Source organism: Planococcus sp. CAU13 (assembly GCF_000775575.1).
Classification (GTDB): Bacteria; Bacillota; Bacilli; order Bacillales_A; family Planococcaceae; genus Planococcus.
Genome location: NZ_JRGN01000207.1, coordinates 1 through 11,267 on the forward strand (window position 1 = coordinate 1; position 11,267 = coordinate 11,267).

Annotated in this window: 9 protein-coding genes, 1 other RNA gene and 1 other annotated feature; of the genes, 2 read left to right on the forward strand and 8 right to left on the reverse strand. The window is 50.6% G+C overall.

Translation table 11 applies throughout. The features are described 5' to 3' along the window. Positions 1-68 precede the first annotated feature (68 nt). The 4 genes from KW93_RS09215 to cymR are packed head-to-tail and all read right to left on the reverse strand — an operon-like array spanning position 69 to position 3,438. Positions 69-728 carry a tetratricopeptide repeat protein gene (locus KW93_RS09215; RefSeq protein WP_033542715.1) on the reverse strand — a complete coding sequence of 220 codons (660 nt, stop codon included), beginning with the start codon at positions 726-728 and terminating at the stop codon, positions 69-71. 14 nt (positions 729-742) lie between these two features. Then, a complete protein-coding gene (gene mnmA, locus KW93_RS09220) occupies positions 743-1,861 on the reverse strand; it encodes a tRNA 2-thiouridine(34) synthase MnmA (RefSeq protein ID WP_033542716.1) in 1,119 nt (372 codons plus the stop codon). A gap of 13 nt (positions 1,862-1,874) precedes the next feature. After that, entirely contained in the window at positions 1,875-3,008 is a 1,134-nt protein-coding gene (locus KW93_RS09225; RefSeq protein ID WP_033542717.1) for a cysteine desulfurase family protein, read from the reverse strand. Positions 3,009-3,021: 13 nt separating this feature from the next. Further along, positions 3,022-3,438 carry a cysteine metabolism transcriptional regulator CymR gene (gene cymR / locus KW93_RS09230; RefSeq protein ID WP_033542718.1) on the reverse strand — a complete coding sequence of 139 codons (417 nt, stop codon included), beginning with the start codon at positions 3,436-3,438 and terminating at the stop codon, positions 3,022-3,024. Between the two features lie 135 nt (positions 3,439-3,573). Between cymR and KW93_RS09235 the strand changes: the two genes are divergently transcribed. Continuing rightward, positions 3,574-4,860, forward strand: coding sequence for a replication-associated recombination protein A (locus KW93_RS09235; RefSeq protein ID WP_033542719.1), 1,287 nt, complete (start codon positions 3,574-3,576; stop codon positions 4,858-4,860). A 41-nt stretch (positions 4,861-4,901) separates the two neighbouring features. Here the strand turns inward: KW93_RS09235 and KW93_RS09240 are convergent, their stop codons facing one another. The 4 genes from KW93_RS09240 to hisS all read right to left on the reverse strand — a co-directional run bounded on the left by KW93_RS09240 (position 4,902) and on the right by hisS (position 9,153). Beyond that, entirely contained in the window at positions 4,902-5,666 is a 765-nt protein-coding gene (locus KW93_RS09240; RefSeq protein WP_033542720.1) for a tRNA threonylcarbamoyladenosine dehydratase, read from the reverse strand. A gap of 117 nt (positions 5,667-5,783) precedes the next feature. Continuing rightward, positions 5,784-5,967, reverse strand: a non-coding RNA gene (gene ssrS / locus KW93_RS17120) — 6S RNA. 45 nt (positions 5,968-6,012) lie between these two features. Beyond that, the gene (gene aspS, locus KW93_RS09245) at positions 6,013-7,797 is read right to left on the reverse strand and encodes an aspartate--tRNA ligase (protein ID WP_033542721.1); all 1,785 of its coding nucleotides are present in this window, start codon (positions 7,795-7,797) and stop codon (positions 6,013-6,015) included. A gap of 78 nt (positions 7,798-7,875) precedes the next feature. After that, entirely contained in the window at positions 7,876-9,153 is a 1,278-nt protein-coding gene (hisS, locus tag KW93_RS09250) for a histidine--tRNA ligase (protein WP_033542722.1), read from the reverse strand. Positions 9,154-9,205: 52 nt separating this feature from the next. Continuing rightward, positions 9,206-9,456 (reverse strand) — a binding site (T-box leader). A gap of 112 nt (positions 9,457-9,568) precedes the next feature. Here hisS and KW93_RS09255 point away from each other — a divergent pair. Next, entirely contained in the window at positions 9,569-11,104 is a 1,536-nt protein-coding gene (locus KW93_RS09255; RefSeq protein ID WP_033542723.1) for an SH3 domain-containing protein, read from the forward strand. The last annotated feature ends 163 nt before the right edge of the window (positions 11,105-11,267 follow it).

The following is an 11,267-nucleotide window of genomic DNA, read 5'->3' on the forward strand; positions in this document are numbered from 1 at the left end:
TAAAAACCCGATTGGATCAACTAACATTCAGTGGGGTGAAGAAAACCACCACTGAATGAAGTTTCTCTTTATTGAAGATTTGTCTTAATCATATCATATGCATAGCGTGCCATTTCATTTTCTTCATCAAGTGTAAATGCCCGTTCGAGATGGTAAAGTGCATCTTCCGTGCGGGTTGTGGACACGGCATACAGGACGCCCAGATTGTAATGGGCGTCCGAATGGTCCGGCTCCAATTCGAGCACTTTGATGAATTGCGGCTCCGCCAGTTCAAACAGTTCCAGTGAAGCTAGCGTGACGCCGTAGCTCATGCGCGCCGCAACATCCGTATCATCCAGTTCGACTGCGCGCTGCAGATACGGCAGCGCCAGTTTCGTCTGGCCGAGGCGCTCCAGGCATTTGCCGATCATGAACAGGGCGTCGGCGCCTTCCAGGTTATACTGCACCGCTTTTTCGTAAAGCTTCAGCGCTTCTTCATAGCGTTCCGCGTTGAAATAAAGATTTGCAAGGCCATAATAGGCGGTTGCAGATGTTTCATCGAGTGTGATCGCTTTTTGGAAAAAGCGTTCGGCCCGCTCTGTTTCTTCCATTGAAGACAGAACGTGGCCAAAATTGATGTAGCCAAGCGGATTTTCAGGTTCTTCTTCGATCGCTTTCGTGAAAGCCTCCACCGCTCGTTCTGTTTCGCCGTCCTGTATGGCCTGTATGCCGATTTCATTGTAATTCATCCAAACCTCTCCCATTAGCCGACGTATTCGAGGCGTGCGCCTTCTTTAAACACTTTATCAATCGTCCCGCCGCCGAGGCACACATCGCCGTCATAAAAAACGACTGCCTGACCAGGAGTGATGGCACGAACCGGCGCATCGAATGTGACGATCGCTTCGCCGTCCTTCAGTTCCACTGTAACGCCTGTGTCTTCCTGGCGGTAGCGGAATTTCGCTGTGCAGGCGAATTTTTCAGCCGGCATTGAATCCGACGTGAAGCTCAAGTTTGCCGCACTCAGGCTGTCTGAATAAAGAGCTTCATGATGGAAATTTTGCCCCACATATAAAATATTTCTTTCAAGGTCTTTACCGATGACGAACCACGGGTCGCCCGCTCCGCCAATGCCAAGCCCCTGGCGCTGGCCGATTGTGTAATACATCAGGCCGTCATGCGAACCCATTTTGACGCCTTCCATCGTTTCCATCGAACCGGGCTGTGCCGGCAGATATTGCCCGAGGAATTCCTTGAAATTGCGCTCACCGATAAAGCAGATGCCGGTTGAATCTTTTTTCGTTGCAGTGGCAAGACCCGCTTCAAGAGCGATTTCACGCACCCGTTTCTTTTCCATGTGGCCGATCGGGAACATCACTTTGGATAATTGCTCCTGATCCAGCTGGTTAAGGAAATATGTCTGGTCTTTATTGTTATCTTTGCCGCGCAGCATTTTCGTTTCGCCGTTTTCCGCGCGTTCCACCTGTGCATAATGGCCGGTCGCCAAATAATCCGCACCGAGACTCAGTGCATGCTCCAGAAATGCCTTGAATTTGATTTCTTTATTGCACATAACGTCCGGATTCGGTGTTCTGCCGGCTTTGTATTCATCCAGGAAATAAGTGAAAACCTTATCCCAGTATTGTTTTTCGAAGTTGACGGCGTAATACGGAATGCCGATCTGGTTGCACACGCGGATGACGTCTTCATAATCGTCCGTCGCTGTGCAGACGCCGTTTTCATCGGTGTCATCCCAGTTTTTCATGAAAATGCCGATTACGTCATAGCCCTGTTCCTTCAATAAATAAGCGGCAACCGAAGAGTCGACCCCTCCGGACATGCCGACAACAACCCGCGTATCCTGCGGTGCTTTAACTGTCATATCCATCACCTTTTCACTTTAGCGCCAGGCGCTTACTGATTTGGGCTGTTTTTTCAGCCGCTTGCTGTACCTGTTCCAGTGTCAGCCCATAGCCGAAACTGAAACGGATCGAATTGCGTATTTCATCCGCCTGTTCACCGTACATCGCCACCAAAACGTGTGAGGGATCGATGGAACCGGCGGTGCATGCCGAACCGCTGGAAGCGGAAATGCCGGCAATATCCAAATTGACGAGGAACGATTCGATTTCAATTCCTTTGATGCTCAAATTGAGGATGTGCGGCAACTGATTGCTGCCGTTCTCTTTATAGTCAACGCCCGCTTCGTTGAGCGTCCCTTTGAAAATTTCTTTGTATTGCTGGTAGTCGGCTGCTTTTTGTTCCATTGTCTGGAGCGATAACGATACAGCTTTCGCGAACGCGCTGATTGCGGGAACATTTTCAGTTCCCGCACGGCGCTTCCGTTCCTGTTCGCCGCCGTAGCTTAGCGGAGCGAGGCTCACGCCTTTTCGCTGGTAAAGAAAACCGACGCCTTTTGGCCCGTTCAGCTTATGGGCTGATACGGACAATAAATCCACTTTCAGCTCTTCGACGTCAATCGGCAATACGCCGTATGCCTGAACCGCGTCCGTATGGAAGACCGTTTCGGTGCCTTCCAGTATGGCCCCGATTTCAGCGATCGGCTGCATGCTGCCGACTTCATTGTTGCCGAGCATGACCGTCACAAGAATTGTATCGTCCCGGAGCGCTTTTTTCACGTCATCCGCCTTCACGAGTCCGTCGCTGCCCACCGGAAGATACGTGACTTCATAGCCGTCACGTTCCAGTTTCTGGCAGGCATGCAATACGGCATGATGCTCAATCTGTGACGTGATGATGTGTCTGCCTTCCCTTTTCAGCGCGGTGCCGAAAATGGCCAGATTGTCCGCTTCTGTTCCGCCGCTTGTGAAAATGATTTCCGGATCGTCCGCATTAATGCTTTTTGCTAGCAGGCTGCGTGATTCATCGAGCACTTTTCTCGCTTCACGGCCGGTGCCGTGGATGCTTGACGGGTTGCCAAAAATTTCTGCCAGCCTTTTTGAAAACGTTTCGACCACTTCCGGATGCATCGGAGAAGTGGCCGCATGGTCAAGATAAATTCGATTCATCGTATAAACTCCCTTATATATAGAACATATAATTTTCTGTCGTTGATTCCTGCTGGTTTGCCAGGTCTTCGATCGTCGTGGTGTCCAGCACATTCTTGACCGCATCGCGAATGCGTATCCACAATTCGCGCTGCGGCATTGGTTCGTCTTCGATTCCTTCAACCGGCTGGATCGGGCCTTCCAGCACACGGATGACATCTCCCGCCGAAATTTCCCTTGGCGGGCGCGCCAGCATATAGCCGCCGTGAGCACCGCGGACACTTTTCACCAGTCCGGCATTGCGCAGCGGTGCCACCAATTGTTCCAGGTACGCCTCTGACAGGTCGTGTTCCGCCGCAATTTTCCGAAGCGGCAGGGGCCCTTCACCGTATTCTTTTCCCAGTGCAATAATTATGGTTAAGCCATATCGGCCTTTTGTCGAAATCTTCATTGATACACCTCTGGAGTCAATTTCCCTTATTCTTCAAAACAGTATAGCATAATTTGACGTATATGGACTTGCAATGACTTTTGAAACGCGCCGCGATATACTTAAAGGAAGGATTTATGGAAGGAGTTTTTTTCATTGCACAACGAACCATTGGCTTTTCGCATGCGGCCGCGCACGATTGACGAAGTCGTCGGACAGCAGGACGTCATCGGCCCGCATACCGCTTTATATAAAATGATACACAATGGTCATGTGCCGTCGATGCTGCTGTATGGCGATCCCGGAATCGGCAAGACGTCGATCGCCCACGCCATCGCCGGGACTTCGAATCTGCCGTTCATCGCGCTGAATGCGACGACTTCCGGCAAAAAAGATGTGGAGGATGTTGTCAAGGAAGCCCGGATGACAGGGAAAGTCCTGTTATTCCTGGATGAAATCCACCGCTTCAATAAACTCCAGCAGGACGCGCTGCTGCCGCATGTTGAAAGCGGCTCGATCGTGCTGATCGGTGCGACGACCGAAAATCCGTTCCACGATGTCAACCCGGCCATCCGCTCCCGCTGCGGTGAAATCAAACAATTGAAACGGCTGACACACGAAGACATCGTCAAGCTGCTCGAAACGGCTTTGAATGATCCGAAGCGCGGCCTGGGACGACAGGAAATCGATATTTCACAAAAACAAATTGAGCGCATCGCCGAAGGCACGAACGGAGACGCACGCAAAGCATTGACGATGCTGGAATCGATCGTCATCGCTTCCGATGAAGAAGACGGCAAATACATCGTCGAAGACCAGATGATCGAACAGATGATCAAACGCGTCGGCGTGTTCGGCGACAAAAAAGGGTCGCATTTCTTCAATCTGCTGTCGGCGCTGCAGAAATCCGTGCGCGGCAGCGACGTCAACGCGGCGATGTATTATCTGGCCCATCTGCTGGAAAACGGGGATCTGACAGCGGTCACCCGCCGTTTGCTCGTAATGGCCTATGAAGACATCGGTCTCGCGAACCCGGCAGTCGGCGGCCATGTACTGGCAGCGTGCCAGGCGGCCGACCGCCTCGGCTTGCCGGAAGCACGGATTCCGCTGGCACAGGCCGTTGCCGAGATGTGCCTGTCGGAGAAATCCAATTCCGCCTATAAAGCGATCGATGCCGCAACTTCCGCCATCAATAAAGGGCTGACAGGCGACATCCCGATGCACCTCCGCGACGCGCATTATGCCGGAAGTGCGGAGCTCGGACACGGCGGCTACATCTATCCGCACGATACGCCGATCGGTTCGTTCGGCGGCTGGGCAGATCAGGAGTATTTGCCGAAAGAGCTGCAGAAAACGGAATTCTATATACCGGTCATCGCAGGCGAAGAGAAAAAGTTTGCGGGCATTTATGAGAAGCTGAAATCGTTTCGTAAAAAGAAATAGTAAGCAGCAAAAATCCGGCTCAGTTGATTGAGCCGGATTTTTTAATTGTTGCGCACTCGATTGATCGGGATCGATGAAGTGATGTCATTGACCACCCAGCTGGCGCAGATCAGGCCGACTGTTGACGGCGTGAAGGCATTGGAGGACGGCGGCATTTTCGCTTTGCGGATCGCCGCTTCCGGCTTGCCGACAGTTCCGACAATATCTTCGCGCACAATGATCGGGCTTTCATCCGAGAATACCACTGGAATCCCTTTGCGGATGCCTGCTTCTTTCAGCTTCTTGCGGATGATTTTAGCGAGAGGATCCGTATGTGTTTTTGAGATGTCGGCAATCTTAAAACGGGTTGGGTCCGTTTTATTGGCTGCGCCCATGCTCGAAATGATTTTGACGCCGCGCTTGTGGCATTCCTTCATCAAATGCACTTTGTAGATCATCGTATCCGAAGCATCTATGACGTAATCCGGATTGTAGCTGAAAAATTCTTCATATGTCTCTTCTGTATAGAACATATGTAAATCGATGACTTCGCAGTCTTCGTTGATATCAGCGATGCGGTTTTTCATGACAGCGCTTTTGGACTGGCCGATCGTGGAAAGATTTGCAACCAGCTGCCGGTTGACGTTGGTGATGTCGACATTGTCCTTGTCGACAAGGATGATGCGGCCGACGCCGCTGCGTGCACAGGCTTCAGCTGCGAATGAACCGACTCCGCCAACTCCAAGAATTGCCACTGTGGAATTCTTCAGCATTTCGATTCCTTCTTTGCCCACAGCCAGTTCGTTTCGTGAAAATTGATGTAACATAGGGTTCCTGCCTTTCATGTTGAGTACCTTGTTTGAAGTTTAATCTATCTGAAATTATACACAAATAAAAACCCCCCAGCAAATTGAATTGCTGAAGGGATGATTAAAGTTTTAAGTGAGAATCCCAATCGTGCCGTCCTTGACTTGCATATCGTTTTTGAACCCGCTTCTAGCAGGTGGGTGACCTCTTCACCGCTTATAACTTCCGGTTAAGGCATGTTAGCCACGTTGAAATCCGGTCTCCCGACGACAAAATGTTGGGTCAAAACTGAATTGCTAGTAACGAACACATCAGGATTCTCTACTAAGGTTATATTAGCACACACACGAAATTTCTACAACCAATTCACTCTAGTCCTTTTGAATTATTCTGAACATTCAGTAATAGGTTTAATTCATCAAGTTGTTCCTGGGCAACAGGGCTTGGAGCGTTTGTCAACAGGTCGCTGGCACTGGCCGTTTTCGGAAACGCAATGGTATCGCGGAGATTTGTGCGTCCTGCAAGCAACATGACCAGACGGTCCAGGCCGAACGCGATGCCGCCGTGTGGAGGCGTGCCGTATTCAAAGGCTTCCATCAGGAAACCGAATTGAGCACGCGCCTCTTCCTCTGAAAATCCGAGCACTTCAAACATTTTTTCCTGGATGTCACGGCGGTAAATACGGGCTGACCCTCCTCCGAGTTCAAAACCATTTAATACGAGGTCATATGCCTGTGCACGGACATTTTGCGGTTCCGTTGAAAGTTTATCGATATCTTCTTCGAAAGGCATCGTGAACGGATGATGCGCCGCGAAATAACGCCCTTCTTTTTCATCGTATTCAAACAGCGGCCAGTCTGTGATCCACAGGAATTTATAAACCGATTCATCAATCAACCCGAGTTCTTTGCCGAATTTCATTCGCAGTGCACCGAGTGCATCCGCCACGACAGCTTTTTTATCAGCGACGAACAACAGCAGGTCTCCCGCTTCAGCATCAGCTGCCGCAATCAGGGATTCAGCCGCTTCGCCTTCGAAGAATTTCGCAATCGGCCCTTTGACGACGTCTCCTTCCACTTTCAGCCACGCCAGTCCTTTTGCACCGTAGCGGCCGGCAAATTCACCGAGTGCATCGATATCTTTGCGTGAATAATTGGCTGCCTGCCCTTTGACATTGATCAGTTTCACCTGGCCGCCGTTTTCAACTGCTCCAGTAAACACTTTGAACGCAGAATCCTTCACGAGTTCCGACACGTTGATCAATTCCATGCCGAAACGGACATCCGGCTTGTCGGAACCAAAACGCTCCATCGCTTCCGTGTATTCCATGCGTTCGAATTTCGGTTCAATGTCGATTCCTTTTACTTCTTTCATCATCTGCACCATCAGACGCTCGTTCATTTCCAGGATATCTTCCATCGTCTGGAAACTCATTTCCATATCGATCTGCGTGAATTCCGGCTGGCGGTCAGCGCGCAGATCTTCATCGCGGAAACAGCGGGCGATCTGGTAATATTTATCAAAACCCGACACCATCAGCATCTGCTTGAATAATTGCGGAGACTGCGGCAAAGCATAGAATTCCCCGTCATGGACACGGCTCGGCACCAGATAATCGCGAGCACCTTCCGGAGTCGATTTTGTCAGAATCGGCGTTTCCACTTCCAGGAAACCTTCGTTGTCCAGGAAGCGGCGGATCGATTTGGTGACTTCAGAGCGCATCTTGAACGTTTCGAACATCTCTGGGCGGCGAAGGTCCAGATAGCGGTATTTCAGCCTCAGGTCTTCGCTGACATCCGTGTTGTTTTCAATCGCAAACGGCGGGTTTTTCGCAGCATTGATGATGGCTGCAGAATCCACCTGAATTTCGATTTTACCGGTTTTCAGCGATTCATTGACCTGGCCTTCGGCACGTGCCACAACCAGTCCTTCGATATGCACAACAAATTCATTGCGCAAAGTTTCACCGATTTTCACGTTGTCCTCTGAAATTTCGGGATTGAATACGACCTGCACAATCCCCGAACGGTCACGGACATCCACAAAAATCAAACCGCCGAGGTCTCTGCGTTTCTGTACCCATCCTTTGATGGAAACACGCTGCCCGATCGCAGTTTCGTTCACTTCACCACAATAATGCGTTCTCGTCATACTAACTCCTCCAATTATCTCTTCACATTTTTCTTCTATATAAATAAAACATTATCTTAACGGTATAAATAAAACACTCTATTGACGGTTCTCCAGAATAGCTCTCGCAATCGCCTCAAACTCAAGTTCCTGCTGATCGCCGGTTGCCATTTGTTTAAGGGCTGCTCTTCCGCTTTGCAGTTCTGTTTCGCCGATGACGATCACGTATGCCGCCTGTTTCCGGTCCGCCGATTTCATCTGCGCTTTAACTTTACGGCCGTTGAAATCCATATCGGCGGAAATGCCTTGAGCACGGAGGTCACGCACAAGCGTAAAAGCTTTCATTTTCGACGATTCGTCCATCGCTATCACATAGACTTCGAGATTGGTTGATTGGCCGATTTCGACTTTTTCCATTTCCAGCGCGAGCAGCAGACGTTCGATGCTCATCGCAAAGCCGATGCCCGGCGAATCAGGTCCGCCAAGATCTTCGACAAGGCCATTATAGCGGCCGCCGCCGCAAAGCGTCGTAATGGCACCAAAACCTTCGGCATCACTCATGATCTCAAATGCGGTGTGGTTGTAATAATCCAGTCCGCGCACGAGATTCGGATCGACGACATAGTCGATGCCGAGCGCTTCAAGGTACGATTTAACGCCATCGAAATAGATTTGTGATTCCGCGCTCAGGTAATCCGCCAAAGAAGGCGCTGTCCCCATCAGCTCGTGGTCGCGGTCGACTTTGCAGTCCAGGATGCGCAGCGGATTTTTCGTCAGGCGCGTCTGGCAGTCCCCACAGAATTCATCGATGCGCGGCTCGAAGTGCTGGATCAGCGCTTCTTTATGTGCCACGCGGCTTTCAGTATCACCAAGTGAATTGATGACGAGACGCAATTGTTTCAAGCCGACAGCCTGGTAGACTTCCATTGCGAGCGAAATGACTTCTGCATCGATTGCCGGATCTTTTGAGCCGATCGCTTCGACGCCGAACTGAACGAACTGGCGCGTGCGGCCTGCCTGCGGGCGCTCATAACGGAACATCGGCCCCATATACGATAATTTCACAGGCTGGTCCGGCAAACCGAATAATTTATTTTCCACGTAGGAACGCACGACAGAAGCGGTACCTTCCGGACGCAGCGTCAGCGAACGGTCGCCGCGGTCCTGGAACGTGTACATTTCTTTTTGGACGATATCGGTTGTATCACCAACTCCGCGCTGGAATAATTCCGTGTGCTCGAAAATCGGTGTGCGGATTTCCTTGTATTGGTACAGCCTGCAAAGCTCATTGATTTTCTGTTCCACTTCCTGCCATTTGGCGGATTGTTCCGGCAGCACATCGTATGTGCCGCGCGGCAATTGAATATTGTTGCCCATGTCTTTCACTCCTCTTTTTTTCCATACAAAAAAGCTCCCGCCCCTTGCTTGCGCAAGGGACGAGAGCCTGTATCCAAGCTTCCGCGGTTCCACCCTAGTTGATGCGAAAAAATCGCACCCTCTCATTCCCGGATAACGGCCGGTTCCGTCCCTTCCTATTAAATGCCGGCGTCGCCTGCATCGTTCAGAAAAGAGCCTCTTAAGTGTTGTTCGCCACACATTTCTGCAGGGAAGTTTGCAGCCTGGGACTTCCCCTCTCTTATCAGCCAATCATGCGGTTACTTTCTTCGTCATAGGCGTTGATTTCATATAATAAGCTTAATCTTAAATTTTCCTTTGCACCTTGTCAACCTTTTTCACATTTCGCATGTTTTATTTGCTAAAATAAAATCAAGTTCCATAGAGGAGGTGCTGTATGAGCCGAAAATCTTTTATTGCATACATAGTTCTTATTCTAATGATTTCACAGGCTTTGCCACTCAGCAATGAACTCAACGTTTCCGCCAATACAGCAGGCATTGAAGTGGCCGAAGCTTCCATCAATGTCCGCAGCGGTCCGGGACTCAGCTACCCGGTCATCGCATTCATGAAAGGCGGCGATGCTGTCGAGGAACTGTCAAGAAGCGGCGACTGGATCGAAGTGGCCGTGTCAGGAGAAACCGGCTGGATCGCTTCCTGGCTGACGAAAAGTTCGGAAAACGCCGCTGCAGCAGCGGCGAAAACGGCTGTATCTTCCGTAAACCGGCTGAATGTCCGCGCGCAGCCGGATCTTTCCGCATCCGTTTTAACGCAGATGAACGCCGGTGAACAGGCGAACGTCATCAGCGATGCGGGCGACTGGGTTGAAGTGGAATTCCGCGGGATCCGCGGATTCGTTTCAAAAGAATACATAAGCATCAACGACATCACGATTACGAATCCGGCACCTGCAACAAGCGACGTATCATCCATTGAAATCGCGGTGGATGCGTTGAATGTCCGCAAAAAAGCCGATCTCAGTTCCGCAAAGCAAGGCACCGTCAAAAAAGGCGAAGTTTATCCGGTCCTTCAGCTGGAAGGCAATTGGGTGCAGATCCAACTGGAAGACAATAAAACCGGCTGGGTCTATTCATTCTACGGCCATCTGTCCAACCAGACTGCAGAAAAGAAATCCGACACAAGCGTTGATCTTGTAACCGTTCAGACAAACGGCACAAATATCCGCTCCCAGGCTTCCACTTCTTCTGAAGTTGCCGCCCGCGCCAATGCCGGCGATCAACTGGTAGTTGTCGCGAAGGAAGGCGACTGGTATCAGGTCTCTTTGGCTGACGGCGGCACCGGTTTTATTGCATCATGGGTGGTTGCAGACGGTGCACAGGAAATTGAAGCTGAAGAAGCAAAACCCGAACGCAAAAAAGGCACACTCGACGGCTTGACGATTGTGCTGGACCCCGGGCACGGCGGCAATGACGGCGGCACGCTCGGCGTACGCAAAACGGAAGAAAAAGGTCTGACACTGAAAACAGCTGAACTGCTGGCGCAGCATCTGCAGGCTGCCGGCGCCGAAGTCCGCATGACGCGTCAGTCCGACGTCTATGTCGATTTGCGGAAACGTGTCGCTGAAGCCCATAATACAGCGGCCGACGCCTTTATCAGCATTCATTACGATGCGACGGAGGACAACAGCGTCTCCGGCTTTACGTCGTATTATATGCATGATTACCAGAAAGAACTTGCCCGCTACCTGAATGACGGCCTTGGAAAAAAATTGACGCTCCGCGACCGCGGCGTGCAGCCGGGCAATTATCTCGTGCTGCGTGAAAACCGCCAGCCAGCGGTCCTCGTCGAACTCGGCTTCCTGAGCAATTACAATGAAGAGCGAATCATTTCTTCCAAGCAATTCCGCGAACAGGCGGCGCTGGGATTGTATCAGGGAACGATCAATTATTTTGATGCACAATTGGGGAAATAAAATGAGAGCTGTCCGCAGAGGGCAGCTTTTTTGTTTGGAAGGAGAAAAATATCGCGATATTTTGGAAATATTATACATGATTATTTTGTTAGTTGCGCGATTTGGAATTTCAGGTGCGGTTAGAACTGTTTTAGTTGCGCTTATAATTGATTTAGTTGCGGTT

Excerpts from the sequence above, each read along its gene's own strand:
- hisS (WP_033542722.1), bottom strand. The coding sequence starts at position 9,153 with ATGGGCAACAATATTCAATTGCCGCGCGGCACATACGATGTGCTGCCG.
- cymR (WP_033542718.1), bottom strand. The coding sequence starts at position 3,438 with ATGAAGATTTCGACAAAAGGCCGATATGGCTTAACCATAATTATTGCA.
- KW93_RS09225 (WP_033542717.1), bottom strand. The coding sequence starts at position 3,008 with ATGAATCGAATTTATCTTGACCATGCGGCCACTTCTCCGATGCATCCG.
- KW93_RS09215 (WP_033542715.1), bottom strand. The coding sequence starts at position 728 with ATGAATTACAATGAAATCGGCATACAGGCCATACAGGACGGCGAAACA.
- mnmA (WP_033542716.1), bottom strand. The coding sequence starts at position 1,861 with ATGACAGTTAAAGCACCGCAGGATACGCGGGTTGTTGTCGGCATGTCC.
- aspS (WP_033542721.1), bottom strand. The coding sequence starts at position 7,797 with ATGACGAGAACGCATTATTGTGGTGAAGTGAACGAAACTGCGATCGGG.
- KW93_RS09240 (WP_033542720.1), bottom strand. The coding sequence starts at position 5,666 with ATGTTACATCAATTTTCACGAAACGAACTGGCTGTGGGCAAAGAAGGA.
- KW93_RS09255 (WP_033542723.1), top strand. The coding sequence starts at position 9,569 with ATGAGCCGAAAATCTTTTATTGCATACATAGTTCTTATTCTAATGATT.